Genomic DNA, 17649 nt, shown 5'->3' on the forward strand with positions numbered 1-17649 from the left:
AATGAATCGACCTACTAACTCAACAAAGTAAACGAATTAACGATGAAACGAATTGCTCGAAAATCTGGGGAACTTGTCGGTTTATTACCGAAAATTAACCCTGTCTGGTTAGCCTGTGTTCCCTTGTCTGCGATTATTTTTGTGGTTTGGAACACGGCCGTACAGGCCCAAGATGCGAAACCCTTAACCCCCGAAGATGTCCAAAACGCCCTCAATACAATCTGGGTTTTAATTGCCGCCATCCTCGTGATCTTTATGAATGCGGGTTTTGCGATGCTAGAAACGGGATTCTGTCGTCAGAAAAACGCCGTTAACGTTCTGGCCAAAAACCTGATCGTTTTCGCCCTCTCCACCATATCATTTTGGGCGATCGGTTTCTCCCTGATGTTTGGGTCTGTCAGTAACGAATTTTTCGGTACAGGAGGCTGGTTCCTTAGCAGTAGCGATCCCGCCACCTACGTTATGCCTGCCTCCTTGCCCACCTCAGTATTCTTCCTGTTCCAAGTAGCTTTCGCGGGAACGGCGGCAACCATTGTATCTGGGGCGGTGGCAGAACGGATTAAATTCGTCGATTTCCTCGTTTTTAGCTTAATTATCGTCGGTATCATGTACCCGATCACCGGTCACTGGGTTTGGGGTGGCGGTTGGTTAGCTGACCTTGGTTTTAAAGACTTCGCTGGTTCGACGGTGGTTCACTCGGTGGGTGGTTGGTCTGCTTTAACCGGGGCGGCAATTCTCGGCCCGAGAATGGGTAAATACATCAACGGTCGCACCAGTGCCTTACCCGGCCATAACATGAGTATCGCGACCTTGGGTTGTTTAATTCTCTGGATTGGCTGGTTCGGTTTTAACCCCGGCTCTACTTTGGCAGTTAATGAAACTGTACCCTATATCGCTGTCACCACTAACCTCGCCGGGGCCGCGGGTGGCATTGCCGCTACCTTTACCGCTTGGGCGAAAGATGGTAAACCTGACCTTTCGATGATTATTAACGGTATTCTGGCCGGTTTAGTAGCCATTACTGCCGGTTGTGATGGTGTTTCCTATTGGTCGGCGGCAATCATCGGTTTAATTGCCGGTGTAGTCGTGGTTTACTCGGTGTCTTTCTTCGATAACCTGAAAATTGATGACCCCGTGGGTGCGACTTCCGTTCACCTCGTCTGTGGTGTGTTTGGAACTTTAGCCGTCGGTATCTTCAACAAAGATGCGGGTTTAATCACCGGTCAATTCCAACTGTTTATTAACCAAATTATCGGAATTGTGGCAGTAGGGGCATTTACCGTGATTGTCAGTGGTATTGTTTGGACAATCCTTAAGGCTACCCTCGGTATTCGTGTTACTCCCGAAGAAGAAATGGAAGGTTTGGATGTGGGTGAACACGGAATGGAAGCCTATAGCGGTTTCGTCAAGGAGTCCGATATCGTTACTGGTGGCTATTATGCTTCCAGTGTTGACATGGAAACGCCTAGCGCTCGTTAGGTTAAACCTTGTAAAGATAGATTAACTTATCCCCGACAAAGTTAAAGAGAAAAGGAAGAAGGCCTCGCCCCGATGCGATCGGTGGCTATAATTAGCTTCTAAACCTTTTCTCTTTCGGTTTTTTGTCTCTTTCCAGACAGAAAAAATTAATCTTGCTACTAGGCACCAACCGTCAATGAAAAAGATCGTAGGAATAACCATGCTTTTGCTGGGACTGGGATTCAATTTCGGAGTTGCCCCGGTTTTTGCGGAAACCGTCGCCGCCGCTCCCCCCAATCCGATTAGTGCTGGAGATACAGCTTGGATGCTGATCTCGTCGGCTTTAGTTTTATTAATGACCCCCGGACTGGCTTTTTTTTATGGGGGTTTAGTACGTTCGCGTAACGTCCTCAACACCATGATGATGAGTTTGGTAGCCATGGGCGTAATTGGTGTAACTTGGGTGCTTTGGGGTTATAGTCTCGCTTTTGATGTCACCCCGGGTAAAAGTGGTTTTGGTGAAGGGATTGAAGCTTTTATCGGTGGTCTGGATTGGATTTTTCTTAACGGTGTCACCGCCGCCGCACCTGACAATATCGGTTATGCACCCACCGTTCCCCATCAAGTGTTTATGGTCTATCAGATGATGTTTGCGATCATCACCCCGGCTTTAATTTCAGGGGCGATCGTGGAACGGGTCAACTTTAAGGCCTATTTTTGGTTTTTACTGCTTTGGTCCACCTTTATCTATTCTCCCCTAGCTCACTGGGTTTGGGGTAAGGGTTGGTTAGCAGCCACTGGGGCGCTGGATTTCGCCGGTGGAACCGTTGTTCACGTTAGTTCCGGGATTTCCGCACTGGTGGCCGCTTGGGTAATCGGTCCGCGGCGTAGTTTTGGCACTCAAACCTATGCACCCCATAATGTGCCGTTTGTTCTCCTCGGTATCGGTTTACTCTGGTTTGGTTGGTTTGGTTTTAATGGGGGTAGCGCACTTTCCTCTAGTTCCCTAGCCACCACAGCTTTTGTTAATACCAGTATCGCCGCTTCGGCTGGTGGTTTGACATGGATGTTTATAGAATGGATTTTACGCGGTAAACCGACGGCGATCGGTATTGCTAGTGGATTTTTGGGGGGATTAGTGGGTATAACTCCCGCTGCCGGCTATGTGCTGCCGATTGGGGCGATTCTCATTGGTTCGATCACTGCCCTTAGTTGTTTTTTTGCGGTTAGTCTCCGAGCAAAATTGCGCTTTGATGACTCTTTGGATACCTATCCCGTCCATGGTGTGGGTGGGACAATAGGGGCAATCCTTACGGGGGTTTTTGCGACTAAATCGGTTAATTCCTTCGGTAATGACGGTTTACTATTTGGCAACCCCGGCTTAGTTTGGACGCAATTTGTTGGCGTTGCCGCTACTTATATCTTTGCTGCCGTGGGTACTTTTGTCATCCTGAAAGTTCTCAGTTTATTCATGGATTTGCGGGTTAAACCGAATACGGAAGCAGAAGGTTTGGATGTGCCTCAACACGGAGAGGAAGCCTACGGACAGGAATTCGAGTTTGGTAGCAGCTTTTCCTACCAAGAAAATCCTCCTAGCACAAATCCTCGAGAAAATTATTAGCGATTCAATCGGCTATCAGTCCGGCTAACAGAGGCGAAATTTCGTCTCTGTGGAACTTGGCTGAACAATCAAAAAAAAAGAACGGGTCTGCTTCTAGATGATACTAAATCTGGTTATTAAAAGGCCAATTCAAGTCTGAATTGCATCACTGTCTGATCTACCTTTATAGAATACCTCATTCGGGGTACGATAGTCAAGACATTTTCGAGGACGATTGTTAATCAAGTTTACGGCTCTTTCCACCTCCTCTGGCTTAACGATTTTAAAATTCGTTCCCTTAGGGAAAAATTGTCTTAACAGTCCATTGGTATGCTCGTTTAATCCCCTCTCCCACGAATGATAAGGAGTAGCAAAATAAAAATCTGCTCCTAGTTTCTGACTCAACTCTTGATGTCCACAAAATTCTTTGCCGTTGTCACAAGTAAAGGTTTTTCTTTTGTCAGGGTGAATCTCTTGAAAAAGTTTTTCTGTGACTCTATTGATTTCCGATGCGGTTTTGTTTTTGGCTAATCCTGCTACTAAAAATTTCGAGGCTTTATCTACATGAGTAACGAGAACTCCTAGATGATTGCCTCCAATCATTGTGTCACTTTCCCAATGACCGATTTCAGTTTTCTGGTCAGCAATTACTGGTCGCTCGCTGATATCTACACGCCCTGGAATCCCTCCACGCTTACTTTTTGCTCCGCCTCGACTCTTTCTTTGACAAAGCCCCCGGCGTAAATATTTCTGGTACTCTCCACATCCGTGATAGTTCTGATAGATCATTTGATAGATGGTTTCGTGACTGAGAGATTCTTGACTGGCTCTTTTCAGACGACCTGCTATTTGTTCGGGACTATGATAATCTTTCAATCCTTCTTTGACCAACTCTAAGGCTGACTCGCTGACATTTTTAAAGGGTTGTTTGGCATTTTTTCGCCTTGTCTCGCTTTCAGCTTGTGCTGTGTCAGGTAGATAGCAGCCAAGAGAACTTTGATTCCTTTTTAATTCCCGTGATATTGTGCTTTGATGACATCCGAGCCAGACGGCCATTTGCCGTTGAGATAAATTTCCCTCCTGACTAAGTTGGTAGAGCAAGTTTCTTTGTTCTATGTTAAGATGTTGGTGGCTCATTTTGGGTCTGATTTGTTTTTGTTAATGATCAGACAGTACCTGATGAGCCTTTCTTTGTCAACTCTTGAGGTTGATGCGTTTCATTTTTGAATTGGCGAAAACTGATTATTTATTCCCCCTTTTGCCTCTTGCCTCTTGCCTCTTGCCTCTTGCCTTTCCTGATATGTAGCCTATACTCAACGGATTTAGTATGAGATGAGGTTTCAAGCCCTCACACATTGCGCCAATACCAGCGAGTAACATCGGTTAAAAACTGTTTGACTCTGGGAGGAGGGGTTATTTTTAATCCTAGCCATTGATAGGTAAGTTCTCCTACTACATGATATTTCTTAGAGATGTTCATATTTGTCGGTAACTCCATTCCCCAGCGTTTAAAACTAGCGGCGCAATTTTCTGTGATTTCACCGCGACTGGTGCTTTCCCCATACACGGCTATATTCTTGTCCACAATTAATTGTCTTTCTCCCACTAACTTTGTAATTCTGAAACTATCCATTTCCTTAGCAACAAATGGTCGATCAGGAAAACTTTCAAAAACTCTTCTCAAAGCTTTTACTTTTATGAATTGATGAGACCAGAGATCCGGGAGAGTATCTGCTTGAGAAAATACCGTTTCTCGTAAAACGACTTGCTTTTTAGGGGTGAGAATCTTGACTCCTTCTTGAATAAATTTGTCGCTTTTAAAGTAATACCAATTCTCCAAAATGTGACTACAGATAGGCTAGAATATCATATTACCCATATTCCGCACTTCACTTTGAAGTATAAAAAACTACAGGTCTTTTCAAAGAAAAAAAATCAGAATAATCAAAAAAAATACTCAACCAATCAGATGTTGAGGAGAAATCATAAAATGCCAAATATTTTTTCGGCTCGAAGAGTTAAACTAAGTCACAACAATTCGAGGAGTAGTGACTCTCCTATAAGCATATTACTCAATTGTTATCAACTTTGTTGCTTTGTTATTTAGACTAACGATGACAGATAATATTTTTGACAAGATGAAGGCAGAAAATTTAAAATAAAACGGCGTTCTTCAGTTAAATTGACAATTTGCTTGACCCCATTCACAATAAAAATATGAATGCCCTGAAAACATTGAAATATCCATCTCATTGTGGGACGACTCGTTAATTTACTGACTTGATTTTTGACTCCAGCCTTTGCTCTTTTTAAGCTATTTCTTAGTTCTCTTTGTCCGAGGTTATAGACTAACAAGCAGAAAGACATCAAGAATAACATTGTCTCGATTCTTTCCGTTTTTTTAACAAAGAAACTATCCGCAAAAAATAAAGGCTCTTTCAAAAATCTAAATCCTCTTTCACAAGACTGTTGATTTTTATAAGTTGTCACCATTTCGGCTGAGTCTAATTTGTCTTCTTCATCAACTAAGTTAGTTGCTAAAATAAATCTGCCTGCTTCCTTTCTTCTTCTGACTATCTCTTCAGTTTTTTCTTGCCCTACGCCGCTAATTTTATAAATCGTTTTATGGTCTTTTGATTGACTGGCAATTAGGTCAATTTCTAGGATTTTAACGAGGTTTAATTTTTGATTAATTGCTCTTAATTTATATCGGGCTTGTTGGGGATTTTCAAACTCTTCTTTCTGCAAGCTCTTGAGAATTCTCTCCCCTTTGTCTTTTTCTTTTTTCAGGTTATTTTCTAGTTTTTTTAAGTCACTTATTTGTCTTTTTTCACTGGTTACTATTAGCCAGATTTGTTGGATTCCCCCATAAGTCACTTTTTCTTCTTTCCAGGTATATCCTTCTAAATTTAGCTCTGCCCTTTTTTCTCTTTCCTTGGCCTCTATTTCTTCCATTTCTGAATTTTGGACTAATTCTTTGGCTCTTTTTATCGTCATGGGAACTCTACTTATCCATTTTAGATGTTGAATTAGTTGAAGATTCTCTTGACTATATAAGGCACTGTCACAGACCATAATACTGTCAAATTTTATTTGTTTTTTAAATTCTACTAAGATTTTGCCAAAGACAGCTTTGTCCGCTTCATTTCCATCTCCGACTCTCACAAATAATGGTACGTCTCCATCCTCGGTTGTTATTAAGTCTAAGACGCATTGTTTCAAATCTGGTCGATGGTCACGAGAATATCCTTTGGTAATAATTATTGGTCTTTCTTTGAGCAGCTCTTCTTCTTTCTCTTTTTTTTCTTCACTTTTATATTCTCCATCTAGATGAAATGATGTGGCATCTAGATGAGAATATTTTGTCTCTATTTTAAATTTTTTGATGACCGATAAGACAACTTCTATAAAGATATCATTCAGTCCATGTTTGTATAATTCATCCATGACTCTCCCAATTTTATCATCATTGATATAATCGGTTTTTATTTCTTCTCCCAATAATTCTTCGATTCCTTTATCTTCAAAAAATTGACTAAATAAGTATAAAGGTCTTGAAACAAATCCTAATCCATTGATTAGAATAGCTTTGACCACTGTTCCTGCTGAAATTTTTTCTCGGGGGTCGATTCCTAATTTAGAGTTGATTATTTCAACTATTCCTATTTCGTCAATTAGCCCGGCTACTATTCCTAAGTGATCTAGGTTTTTAATTTTTACCTCTGAGATAGGAGACAATTTTTGTACCTTTAATAGATTTTTGAGCTTTTTGATTGTCTCACTTTTTTGGGACTAATTCTCTGAGTATTTTTACTTATTTTTTCTTGAATGAGTTTATGCTACTTTATACTACATTTTGAAGTGCGGAGTGTCGGATATTAGTAGAGTTAAAGGAAAAATATGGCAGGAGTTTATAAGATAGAAATATCTGAAAGTGAAGCAGAACTCAAGGAACTGCTTAGAAAAGAAAAAACTGGTTCAGGAAAAGAAAGAATACAAGTATTGTACTTGTTAAAGACAAAAAAGGCAAAAACGGTGACAGAAGCCGCGGAAATGCTAGGAAGAAATAGTAGAGCATCAATTTTGTTTTGAGGGATAAAAAAAGAGCTAATCTGGAAGAAGTTATCCAACTTCAGACAAAAAAATGCCGAAGAAAAAATATATTGTAGATCTAACAGACTCCGAAAGAACTGAACTCGAGCAGCTAACCAAGAAAGGAAAAATAGCAGCTTACAAAATGAACCATGCCAGAATACTACTTTTAGCAGACGTCAATCAACAGGAAGGTGGTTGGACTGACTCGAAAATTAGTGAAGCCTTAAATGTTGCTCAAGCCACCATTGAGAGAGTACGACAAAGATTTGTCGAGTCAGGAATTGAATCATCATTAATTCGAAAAAAGCAAGAACATCGCCGTGCCAAAATTATCGATGGGGAAAAGGAAGCATATCTGATTGCCATCGCTTGTAGTGAAACACCAAAGGGACGAGCAAAATGGACACTTCAAATGCTGGCAGATAAAATGGTCGAACTTGAATATGTGGAAAAAATATCACGAGAAACCATCAGAAAAACCTTAAAAAAAATGAATTGAAACCATGGCTGAATCAATCATGGGTCATTCCCCCAAAAGAATCAGCGGAGTTTGTCTGTGCCATGGAAGATGTCTTGGATATTTATCATAGTGAGTATGACCAGCAAAATCCCTGGCTGTGTTTTGATGAGATTTGTAAACAATTAGTCAAAGAAACAAAAGAGAAAATACCAGCCGAACCAAGAGAACCAGAAAGGTATGACTATCAATATGAGCGTAATGGTGTAGCCAATATGTTTATGTTTTTTGAACCATTACAAGGTGGGCGACATGTAGAAGTTACACAACAAAGGACGGCGAGCGATTATGCACACCAAATGAAATATTTGGTTGATGAGCATTATCCGGATGCCCAGAAAATTAGAGTAATTCAAGACAACTTAAATACTCATGTAAAAGCCTCATTATATAAAGCCTTTGAACCAGAAGAGGCCAAGAGAATTTTAGATAAACTCGAATTTCATTACACTCCCAAACATGGCAGCTGGTTAAATATGGCAGAAATTGAGTTGAGCGTTTTGAATCGTCAATGTCTCGATCGTCGTATCCCAGACATGGATAGTTTAAAACAAGAAATTAAGGCATGGGAAGAAAATCGAAATGAAAAGTCAAATTCAGTTGACTGGAGATTTACTACTGCTGATGCTCGTATTAAATTAAAAAAACTCTATCCCTCAATTCAAACTTGACAGACTAATAGAGTCACTGTACAAGATTGGTTAGGAAAATATCGTCAAGGAGGACTCGAAAAATTATTGTCTAAAAAAGTCAGTACAGGAAGACCAAGAAAAGTTCCTCAGTGGGCAGAAAAAACCTTAGAAAAAAGATTAAAAGAAAAGGAAGGATTTGATAATTATGAGGAAATTTGTGAATGGTTAAAGGAAAAATTAGGGATAGAAGCCAAGTACAAAACTGTACACAAATTAGTATATTATCGGCTAAAAGCGTCTCCAAAAATAGCCAGACCAAAAAGCCTAGAACAATCAGAAGAAAGGTTAGAGGATTTTAAAAAAAACCTCCTAGAAAATTTGGCAATGCTGAGTTGGATGGCGATAACAATGATGAGTAATACAGGAAAAATTCGCTTTTTATGTGAAGATGAAACTCGTCTGGGACTGAAAACAATCAGCGGGAGAAAAATAACAGCAAAATGGGTAAAACCTTACGGGAAAGTGCAGGGTCAATTTCAAGCGATCTATATCTATGGGGTGGTAGAGCCGAAGACAGGAGAGCATTTTTTTTACGAATTCACTCATTTAAACAGTCAATGTTTTCAAATATTTTTAGAATTAGTTTCTGAATATTTTGCCGATAGTATTTTGATAATACAGTTAGATAATGGCAGGTTTCATAAGGCAAAAAACCTGAAAATACCTGACAACATTATTCTCATGTTTCAGCCACCACATTGCCCAGAATCTAATCCAATTGAACAGATTTGGCAATATCTAAAAAAAGGATTGAGATGGAAACTACCTAGAGACTTAGAGGAATTACGTTTGTTAATTGGTCAACGACTCGAAGAAATGAACAAAGAGGTAATTGCTTCAATTGTTGGACGAGGTTATATCCTGGATGCTCTATCTGTAGTTGGTATTTAGAGAATTGGTATAACCACCTTTAAGGTGGCGCAGGCAGAGAACTGTTAGGAGATCGGACTCGGTGTTATTGATAACAAAATTGTAGATATCATTAGCCGCCTCTTCTTGAATTCGGATCAGGTAACGATTATCCATGCACCAATAAATCCATTCTTCATCAGGCAAGTCTTTTAAGAGATTTAAAACCGTATCCCTGATCTTGGAACAGTCCATCGGAATTAACTCCACTTTATCGCCATATTTTGCTAAGTTCTCAGGATAATTGTCGTAGGGAACACGAAAAGTAAAAGGATTACTTGGCCACAATTTTTGATAAGTATAAATCATGTGATCAGCAAATTTAATGTACTTATCGCAGGTCAAAACGATCGCTTTCATAAATGATTCTTAATCCTGAATAGTTTTTTAGTTTTAGCTGTTATCCTTACGGAGCGACTAATTATAGGATTATCACCAGCAAATTTACAGCAAAGCTGTCTATTTGTCAATACTTTTGGTATCCTAGTCTTGAAAAAACAGAGAGCGGCACTCAAGAAGGCCGTTTATTCTCTCCATCAACTGGCAATTTTAGCGATTATTACTGACAATAATCAAGAATAACGAATCGAGTTAAGTAGCTGGTTATAATTAAATTAAAAATGGATTTTAGGTTCGATCCCCCCTGCCCCCCTTGATAAGGGTGGTGCCGATAGGCGGGGGGATCTGAAAGTTTTTAATACCTATCTACTTAAGTAGTTATCAAGTCACAAACATTTAAAAAAAGAAATAGGTTTATATTGGGGTAAAATCCAGTTTAGAATGGCCACAAGACCCAGAAAAAAGAAAAAAATTCAACAGAAACTAGCGGAATATTTAAAAATAGCAAAATCTCAATATAGACTCACAGCGATCGCACCATACCAGAATTGAGGGATAACTTTCCCCAGTCTGCAAGCTGGGGGGGACAAAACTGGTTTATGCTAGAAAGAGTTACCTTAACGTAACTTTACAAAGTCATCGATCGCCCACATTTATGGATTGCATCATCAATCGTCGAGCGCGGTTTTCAGCCAGCCATCGCTATTATCTACCAGAATGGGACGAAGCCGAAAATCAAAGACTTTTTGGTCTTGGTAGCCGTTTTCCCGGTCATGGTCACAATTACGAATTATACGTCTCCCTATACAAAGAACTCAATCTTTATGGCATGGTGGAGAATCTCTCCACCGTGAAACAGGTAATTAAACGAGAGATAACCAGTCAATTAGACTACTCCTATCTCAATCAAGTCTGGCCGGAATTTCAGCAAACCCTACCCACCACAGAAAATATCGCTAGAGTTATCTGGCAAAGATTAGCACCCTATTTACCATTGGTCAAAATTCAACTATTTGAACACCCCGAATTGTGGGCAGAATATCAAGGAAAAGATATGGAAGCAACTTTAACTATCAAAACCCATTTTAGTGCCGCTCATCGTTTGGCTTTACCGCAATTAACCCTCGAACAAAACTCGGAAATCTACGGCAAATGCGCCAGGGTAAACGGTCATGGTCATAATTATCACCTAGAAGTATCCGTGGCGGGAGAAATTGATCCCCGCACCGGTATGATTGTGGATCTAGGAGATTTACAAAAAGCGATCGATGAATTGGTAGTAGAACCCTTCGATCATACTTTTTTAAATAAGGATATTCCCTACTTTGCCGAAGTGGTTCCCACCGCGGAAAATATTGCCTTACATATCGCTCAACTATTGGAGGAACGGATCCGCCAATTAGGAGCCGAATTAGATAAAGTTAAACTAATTGAAAGTCCCAATAATTCTGCGGAAATCCACTGTCGTGGTTCGGTTCAAGCTCCCCGACAACTTCTAGAAAAAACCCTGACAGCCGTTTAATTGCCTGTTGGTGAAGGTGATTAGGGTGAGCATGGCTCACCCTGATGGATTTAATCAAACCCTAGTTAAACACTTCTCGCCATCCTCGCTTTCCTTTGCTTTGGCGCAAGGGAGAGGCTAAATCGACAATTTTCTCCAGCAGTTTCGGGGCCAATTTTTGACACCAAAGAGCTAGATGACTTTGCCAACCGACGACAATTTCCGTTTTTTCCCTATTTAACCCGGTAATTAGGGTTTGGGCGACTTCTTCGGCGCTCATCGGCTTTAACCATCGAAATAACTGCAATTCTCGCACCATATCCGTATCGGTTAAAGAGGGTAAGAGGGTGACAACTTTGATGTTGTGTTCCCGTAATTCCGACCTGAGAGCCTGACTAAAACCCAAAATGGCAAATTTGGTGGCCGAGTAGGTAGCGAAGCTAGGAGCGGCAATTTTACCCATCATGCTGGAAACATTGACGATGGTTCCCTGTCCCCGAATTGCCATCCGGCGGGCAATTAAGCGAGTAACTGTGTACATGGCCATCAGATTTAAAGATATTTCTGCTTGCACTTGCGAAAATTGCGATCGCAGAAAGGGGGTTTGATGGGCAATACCGGCACAGTTAACGAGGATATCAATGCCACGACATTCTTGCCAAACGCGGATAATTGAAGGACTAACAAGGTCATTTTCGGTTAAATCTAGGGCTAAAGGTGTGGCAATGACCCCTAGAGACTCAATTTCTTTGGCTAGTTTGTCTAATCGCTCTTGATCTCTGGCAACAATCACAATTCTGCTTAAACCTTGTCGGGCTAATTCTAAGGCGATCGCTCGTCCAATGCCCCGGGATGCCCCCGTGACTAGGGCTGTTTTTCCCTGTAATTTCATGATCAAACTCCTGTTTTAAGCAACAGTACAGAAATTTATTGGTTTTGCTTCTGAAATCTTTGATTTGTGCATCTATGCCCTACATAAGTAGCGAAGCAATCGGGGGATAGATGGATAGGTTAGGGTGCATGGGATTTTTCCTCCTTCAAAGCGCACTCTTGAACCCACGGTAACAGTTGTCTTTACAAACAGCAATCTTTTTTAACACTTTTCCGCAAAATCACTCGATCGGATGAACGCTCAGGGTGATCCTCAATCCTATGGAAGGGGAGCAGGGAGAGAGGAGAGGTAGGGTTGATTCATGAATCAACCCTACTATGAATCAACCCTAGGGGAGAGGGGCAGCAGAAAAAAAAATTGTGGTTCCACCCTATTGTTGATCTCAATTTAGGTGTTCAATGTCGGTAATAATCGGTAGAATCACCGTGATCTTTGTGCCTTTTCCTTCCTCACTTTCTATGTAAATTTGTCCTTTGTGCGCTTCCACACAGCGTCCGACAATGGCTAATCCTAATCCCGTTCCTTGAATATTATCGACATTGCTACCGCGATAAAAAGGTTTAAATAAATTTTCTTGATCTTTGCTGGGAATACCAATGCCTCGATCAATAATTTTAAAGACTACCTGCTCGGATTCGACAATAATCTTAAATTCTACGGGGTTTCCCTGTGGTGAATATTTGATAGCATTTCCCAGTAAATTTGTCAAGATATGTTTAATTAAATTAACATCCCAAAGTCCTCTTTCTAAGCTGCCCTCAATTTGGAAAATAATTGCCGATTGTTTTTCTGGCTTAACCATAAAAGATTCTACCAATTTCTGACAATAATCGAGCAAATCCACTGGATCAAATTGACAGTATAATCTCCCAGAATCGGCCCTACCAATTAATAACACTTCTGTGAGCAATTGATCCATGTCTTTAATGGCCGATCGAATCATGCGAAAATAGCTAACTTGCTGATCTTTTGTCAACCGATCGCGACTTTCTTCTAATAATCCAGCCGAGAGTAAAATTTTATTTAAAGGATTGCGAAAATCGTGAGATAACATGGAAACAAATTCAGTTTTTAACTGATTTAATTCCTGAGCTTTTTCCAGTTGATTAGTGCGTTCAATCACGCTCATTTTTAAAGCTTCGTTCGATTCTCGTAAAGCTTCCTCCATCTGTTTTCGCTCGATCGCATAACATAGCGATCGAGTTAAAATTTCTAAACTTACTTCTCTTTTAATTAAATAATCCTGCGCTCCCTGACGTAGTGCTGCCAAAGCTAAATTATCATCATTAGTATTAGTTAAAACCACGATTGGTAATTTCGGAGCCGTAATTAAAAGGGGAGCTAAGGATTCCAAATCCTGACTATCTGGTAAAGTTAGATCTAATAAAATTACATCAAAATTTGTTTGTTTTAAAAGAGAAATTGCCTCCGATAATCTTGACACATTAACCAGATGAAATTCTTTTTTTTCATTACCCTTAAGAATTTCCTTTAATAATCGAGCTTCGGCTAAATTATCCTCGATTAAAAGAACTTTTATATCCTGCGAGAGTCCCATTGTTTAATCAAGAGTTAAAGAGATTTGGGAAGTTAGGAAGTGGGGTGTGGGGTGTGGGGAGAATAAAGCTGCCTCCTGACTCCTGACTACTGACGACCGACTCCTGATAACTGATAACTGATCACTGATAATGATTCACTCCCCAGGTAAAGTAGCGGTTTCTAACCAAAAAGCCTCGATATTTTTGACAATTTTGAACAAATCGTTGAGATTGCGCGACTTGGTTATATAACAATTAACGTGCAGTTCATAGCTATAAAAAATATCCTCCTCGTTGCGAGAAGTGGTTAAAACCACCACAGGAATTCTTTTTAAACTGGGATCGTTTTTGATTTCCGCTAATACCTCCCGTCCGTCTTTTCTTGGCAAATTCAGATCGAGAAGAATCAGATTAGGACGAGGAGAATCGAGATACTCCCCTTCTCGACGCAGATAATCCATGGCGTTGACACCATCCCTAACGATAACTAATTCGTGCGGGACGGTGCTAGTTTTTAATGCCTCTTGGATGAGGCGAATATCAGCTTTACTGTCCTCCACTAATAAGATAATTTTGTGTGGCACGTCCTCGCCAGCGCTCACGCTCGTTACCTCCTAGGGGAATTGTAAAATAGAAAACCGCTCCTTTACCTAATTGGGATTCTACCCAAATTCGTCCGCGATGACACTCGATAATTTTCTTACAAATCGCCAAACCCATACCTGTGCCGGGGTACTCGTCGCGGGTGTGCAGTCGTTGGAAAATTACGAAAATGCGTTCGGAAAATCGGGGATCGATGCCAATTCCATTATCGCTGATAGAGAACAGCCATTCCTCCTCTTGACGTTGAGCAGCAATATGAATAGTGGGGGTTGCTTTTCCCCGGAATTTAATGGCATTACCGATGAGATTTTGGAACAATTGCATTAACTGAGTTTTATCTGCCATGACAATTGGCAAAGGATCAACGGTGATTATAGCTTGACTTTCTTGAATTCTCCCTTTCAGGTTAGCGAGAGCTTTTTCCAGTGCCAGATTAGCATCGATGGTATTAAACTCTACCGCCTGCATATCCACTTTTGAGTAAGCCAGCACATCATCTATTAATGTTTGCATCAAGCTGACACCTTCGACGGCAAAAGTAATAAATTCTTTAGCATCTTCGTCCAGTTCTTCGGTGTAGCGCATTTCTAGCAACTGCACATAGTTGGCGACTTGATTGAGGGGTTCCTGTAAATCGTGGGAAGCGACGTAGGCGAATTTTTTTAATTCGGCGTTTGATAGTTCCAAATCCCGCGCTAAACGTGCCAATTCATCGGCTTGTTTTAAGATGATATTGACGATCGCTTTTCGTAATTCTAGTGCGGCGTTAATTTCTACCGCTTTCCAGGGTAAAGATTTGAGGCGAACGGTTTCTTTCCAGAGGGAGAAAGATTTACGCGGACAGAGACGAATATTACCATCTATGGCAGTCGTTTTGATCGCTTTACCCGGATCACCACCCCAGTTCACGGTTTGAATTACTTCTGGACGAAACCAGAGGAGATAATTACGTTTAGAAATGGGAATTGCTAGTAAACCACTGGCAATATCTTTAAACTTACCCGCATCGGTATAAATTCGCGGCAAGGAATTAGTATAGTAAACATCTTCATGGACGTTTTTTTCTAGCCAAGTAATCAGATAATTTAGTTCTTCTTCGCTCGGTGTTACTCCAATTAAGGTATAATTGCCGCCTAAACAAATAGCGGCTCCTGTGGCTTTAGTTAGATCGAGCAGATTCGGTTTATGGGCAATTAATCCATCAATAAAGTTATTAGCTTCCGCCATATAATCGATTAATTGCGATTGCACAAAGCTTAATTTTACTCGATAGTCATAATCCTCGGTTTCTTCCCGTGCCGATATTTCCGAAAAAATCACTCTTCCTAAGAACTCACAGGCTTTACGGAGTTCGTAGGGTACATATTTAGGGGTGCGATGATGACAGGCAATAATGCCCCAGAGACGTTTATTTTCAATCAAAGAAATGGTTAGAGATGCTCCCACTCCCATGTTATGCAGATATTCTAAATGACAGGGAGAAGCACTTCTAAGACTGGACAGGGTTAAATTTAAGGGTTGTTGGGTTTCGGGATGAAGACTAGGCACTAGCTCGACGGGTTCAGAGGTAGCATCGGGAATCTGTCGAATCCAATTAGCGCTTAATAAATTTCGTGCCGGGAGAGGGATATCGGAAGCGGGATAACGTAAACCTAGATAGGGTTCTAGTTGCTCTATTTTGTCTTCTGCTATCACATCACCGTTATCTTCTTCGTCGAATTTGTATAACATAACTCGATCGAATCCTGTCATTTTTCGCACTTCTTTAACGATGATATTACAGAAATCTTTCAGGCTACGGGTGGCTTCAAGTTTATCGATCGAAGTTTTGGCTAGGTGATAGAATCTCAGGAAAGGAATGTTTTCATAGGAAATAGCTGGTTCTAACTCTAAAATCAGCATTTGTTCGGCGTTACGGTGGAAAATAGCATCAAAGACGGCAAAATCATCCCCTTTAACCCGCGCCCAAATTTTGGCAGGATTGAGAGCATCAAAATCGTTATTTTCTATGGCTGATTTTAGAGGATCGATCTGAAAGGGATCGAAGATTTCCTCTAGGGTTTTACCGATAATTTCCCCCGGAGAAATACCCAATAAACTGCGGCTATTATTGCTAGTTTGGCTGACTTTTAGCTCCGGTTCGCTGAGAACTAAAAGCACCCCGTGCGGTTGAATTCGGTTATAGAGATGGATCGGTTCCCGTTCGATCGAAGTTGGGTTAATTGTCTCGGTTATAACTTCCATGTGTATTGCCCCTAGAGGATTTTTGCCAAGTTGAAAACTCTTTGTTTATTAAAACTATTTCTTCTCACTTTCAGGGAGCGATCAAGAATAAATTTACTTCTCTTAATCCCAGGCCATCAAAAGTAATAAAACTTTAATTAATCAGTTATCTATCGATCGAGCAGTTCTGTTCAGTTCCCTTTATTATAATCAGTTTTTCTCTGAGAATCTAGGGTAATTTGTTAAGAATTAAGATTTAATGTTACAAGGGACGGATAATTCTTAATAAAAATATATAGTAGGGTGTGTTAGCGAAGCGTAACACACCAAAATCTAAGATTTAAATATGATAGCAACCCTTTTTTGTTAATTACCTGGAGGCAAAATATTATGATTGTTGATCATTTCTACCAGCTTATAAACATTGACAGGGAGACTAATTGGCGGATTAATCTTTTGTGCTTTTTCTGGAACTATTTTTGTTAAAAATTCATGTAATTTTTGCCATACATTTTTCTTAGTTTCTCTATCTTCGCCTTCGACTTCATTAATTCTCAACTCAGCCAGAGTAGCCAAAATTTCCTTGCGAAGACCATTATAGCCAACGATGTAAAATTTGTTAAGAGCTTCTAGGACTTCATTTAATTTAATCAGCAGAAATTGTTTAAACTCTTGCGTAATTTTGCTATCTTCAATCATTTGAATTAAACCTAAGATTTCTTCCCTTAACCTGTTCAAATCCTCTTTGCTTAAATATATTTGCTCAACATCTTCTACACAAGAAGGAAGCCAATGTAGAGCGTGCCAGTCAGGAGAGTTTAATGGATATGCTGAATGACTTAACCACTTTATTTGAAGTTGTGAAAATACACTAATTAATTCATCACTAATTTCTTTCATAAGTCTTTTATAGGAAGACTGTTTGTTTGAAGAAAAATATTGTAGTTGATCTTCTATGTGATAAATAAGCTGTAGTAATTGAATCAACCCTTTCTGAACAGAATCAGTGTCATTTTTCACTTCCATTGCTCTTGCTAAAACTGCTTGAACTGATTCGTCAGTTTCGTCTTGAGAACATCTTTGTAGGATAATTAATAAACGTTCGGCTGGATTATGAATCGGTAGAGTAGATGATTCCATAAATTTTATCAAAGGCTAGATTGGTAATGTATAGAACAATAGTATTGTAACTTATCATTTCTATTTTTACAGCAAGTTTGAGAGCCTATTTATGAAAGTAGGGTGCGTTAGACAATCCCTTGTTTTTAGGGAAAAAATCAAG

At 40.1% G+C, this 17649-nt stretch carries 14 protein-coding genes and 1 pseudogene; 6 read left to right on the forward strand and 9 right to left on the reverse strand.

Annotation, left to right across the window (positions count from 1 at the left end; all coding sequences use genetic code 11):
- The first annotated feature begins 42 nt into the window (after positions 1-42).
- Positions 43-1479: an ammonium transporter gene (locus ACQY1Y_RS05230; RefSeq protein ID WP_430014118.1), complete on the forward strand. Its 1437-nt coding sequence runs from the start codon at positions 43-45 to the stop codon at positions 1477-1479.
- A gap of 175 nt (positions 1480-1654) precedes the next feature.
- Positions 1655-3079: an ammonium transporter gene (locus tag ACQY1Y_RS05235; protein ID WP_430014119.1), complete on the forward strand. Its 1425-nt coding sequence runs from the start codon at positions 1655-1657 to the stop codon at positions 3077-3079.
- A gap of 129 nt (positions 3080-3208) precedes the next feature.
- Here ACQY1Y_RS05235 and ACQY1Y_RS05240 read toward each other — a convergent pair whose 3' ends face one another.
- From ACQY1Y_RS05240 to ACQY1Y_RS05250, 3 genes are all read right to left on the reverse strand, one after another.
- Positions 3209-4195: an IS30-like element ISMae39 family transposase gene (locus ACQY1Y_RS05240; protein WP_002732932.1), complete on the reverse strand. Its 987-nt coding sequence runs from the start codon at positions 4193-4195 to the stop codon at positions 3209-3211.
- 211 nt (positions 4196-4406) lie between these two features.
- The gene (locus tag ACQY1Y_RS05245; RefSeq protein ID WP_242028803.1) at positions 4407-4898 is read right to left on the reverse strand and encodes a hypothetical protein; all 492 of its coding nucleotides are present in this window, start codon (positions 4896-4898) and stop codon (positions 4407-4409) included.
- Positions 4899-5161: 263 nt separating this feature from the next.
- Positions 5162-6796 (reverse strand): IS1634 family transposase, encoded by a 1635-nt coding sequence (locus ACQY1Y_RS05250; RefSeq protein ID WP_430014120.1) that lies wholly within the window; start codon positions 6794-6796, stop codon positions 5162-5164.
- Between the two features lie 162 nt (positions 6797-6958).
- Here ACQY1Y_RS05250 and ACQY1Y_RS05255 point away from each other — a divergent pair, with 162 nt between their 5' ends.
- The 3 genes and pseudogenes from ACQY1Y_RS05255 to ACQY1Y_RS05265 form a co-directional block, all read left to right on the forward strand.
- Positions 6959-7150 carry a hypothetical protein gene (locus ACQY1Y_RS05255; protein WP_002732835.1) on the forward strand — a complete coding sequence of 64 codons (192 nt, stop codon included), beginning with the start codon at positions 6959-6961 and terminating at the stop codon, positions 7148-7150.
- Between the two features lie 52 nt (positions 7151-7202).
- A protein-coding gene (locus ACQY1Y_RS05260) for an IS630 family transposase (RefSeq protein WP_430014121.1) occupies positions 7203-8341 on the forward strand; the annotation gives its coding sequence in 2 pieces (ribosomal slippage) (positions 7203-7635 and positions 7635-8341; 1140 coding nt in all).
- Between the two features lie 18 nt (positions 8342-8359).
- Positions 8360-9253, forward strand: a pseudogene (locus ACQY1Y_RS05265) (IS630 family transposase); the annotation flags it as partial.
- Here ACQY1Y_RS05265 and ACQY1Y_RS05270 read toward each other — a convergent pair.
- The gene (locus tag ACQY1Y_RS05270; protein ID WP_430014122.1) at positions 9233-9631 is read right to left on the reverse strand and encodes a hypothetical protein; all 399 of its coding nucleotides are present in this window, start codon (positions 9629-9631) and stop codon (positions 9233-9235) included. The pseudogene ACQY1Y_RS05265 and the gene ACQY1Y_RS05270 overlap by 21 nt on opposite strands.
- Before the next feature lie 634 nt (positions 9632-10265).
- On the opposite strand from ACQY1Y_RS05270, the gene ACQY1Y_RS05275 reads away from it, so the two are divergent.
- Positions 10266-11132, forward strand: coding sequence for a 6-pyruvoyl trahydropterin synthase family protein (locus ACQY1Y_RS05275; RefSeq protein WP_002734811.1), 867 nt, complete (start codon positions 10266-10268; stop codon positions 11130-11132).
- A 61-nt stretch (positions 11133-11193) separates the two neighbouring features.
- Here ACQY1Y_RS05275 and ACQY1Y_RS05280 read toward each other — a convergent pair whose 3' ends face one another.
- The 5 genes from ACQY1Y_RS05280 to ACQY1Y_RS05300 all read right to left on the reverse strand — a co-directional run bounded on the left by ACQY1Y_RS05280 (position 11194) and on the right by ACQY1Y_RS05300 (position 17507).
- On the reverse strand, positions 11194-12003 hold the full coding sequence (locus ACQY1Y_RS05280; protein ID WP_002777481.1) for an SDR family NAD(P)-dependent oxidoreductase: 810 nt from the start codon (positions 12001-12003) through the stop codon (positions 11194-11196).
- Positions 12004-12385: 382 nt separating this feature from the next.
- A complete protein-coding gene (locus ACQY1Y_RS05285; protein WP_002777483.1) occupies positions 12386-13561 on the reverse strand; it encodes a hybrid sensor histidine kinase/response regulator in 1176 nt (391 codons plus the stop codon).
- A gap of 135 nt (positions 13562-13696) precedes the next feature.
- On the reverse strand, positions 13697-14143 hold the full coding sequence (locus ACQY1Y_RS05290; RefSeq protein ID WP_002758488.1) for a response regulator: 447 nt from the start codon (positions 14141-14143) through the stop codon (positions 13697-13699).
- Positions 14088-16388 (reverse strand): ATP-binding protein, encoded by a 2301-nt coding sequence (locus ACQY1Y_RS05295; protein WP_430014123.1) that lies wholly within the window; start codon positions 16386-16388, stop codon positions 14088-14090. Before ACQY1Y_RS05295 ends, ACQY1Y_RS05290 begins: the two co-directional genes overlap by 56 nt.
- Positions 16389-16733: 345 nt before the next feature.
- A complete protein-coding gene (locus ACQY1Y_RS05300) occupies positions 16734-17507 on the reverse strand; it encodes a hypothetical protein (protein ID WP_430014124.1) in 774 nt (257 codons plus the stop codon).
- Positions 17508-17649: the final 142 nt, after the last annotated feature.

The organism is Microcystis ichthyoblabe FBCC-A1114, from assembly GCF_050500245.1.
In the GTDB taxonomy this organism is placed as follows: Bacteria; Cyanobacteriota; Cyanobacteriia; order Cyanobacteriales; family Microcystaceae; genus Microcystis; species Microcystis ichthyoblabe_A.

What these genes read in the sequence shown, in the direction of transcription:
- ACQY1Y_RS05230 (WP_430014118.1), top strand. Translation starts at nt 43, where the DNA reads ATGAAACGAATTGCTCGAAAATCTGGGGAACTTGTCGGTTTATTACCG.
- ACQY1Y_RS05235 (WP_430014119.1), top strand. Translation starts at nt 1,655, where the DNA reads ATGAAAAAGATCGTAGGAATAACCATGCTTTTGCTGGGACTGGGATTC.
- ACQY1Y_RS05240 (WP_002732932.1), bottom strand. Translation starts at nt 4,195, where the DNA reads ATGAGCCACCAACATCTTAACATAGAACAAAGAAACTTGCTCTACCAA.
- ACQY1Y_RS05255 (WP_002732835.1), top strand. Translation starts at nt 6,959, where the DNA reads ATGGCAGGAGTTTATAAGATAGAAATATCTGAAAGTGAAGCAGAACTC.
- ACQY1Y_RS05270 (WP_430014122.1), bottom strand. Translation starts at nt 9,631, where the DNA reads ATGAAAGCGATCGTTTTGACCTGCGATAAGTACATTAAATTTGCTGAT.
- ACQY1Y_RS05275 (WP_002734811.1), top strand. Translation starts at nt 10,266, where the DNA reads ATGGATTGCATCATCAATCGTCGAGCGCGGTTTTCAGCCAGCCATCGC.
- ACQY1Y_RS05280 (WP_002777481.1), bottom strand. Translation starts at nt 12,003, where the DNA reads ATGAAATTACAGGGAAAAACAGCCCTAGTCACGGGGGCATCCCGGGGC.
- ACQY1Y_RS05285 (WP_002777483.1), bottom strand. Translation starts at nt 13,561, where the DNA reads ATGGGACTCTCGCAGGATATAAAAGTTCTTTTAATCGAGGATAATTTA.
- ACQY1Y_RS05295 (WP_430014123.1), bottom strand. Translation starts at nt 16,388, where the DNA reads ATGGAAGTTATAACCGAGACAATTAACCCAACTTCGATCGAACGGGAA.
- ACQY1Y_RS05300 (WP_430014124.1), bottom strand. Translation starts at nt 17,507, where the DNA reads ATGGAATCATCTACTCTACCGATTCATAATCCAGCCGAACGTTTATTA.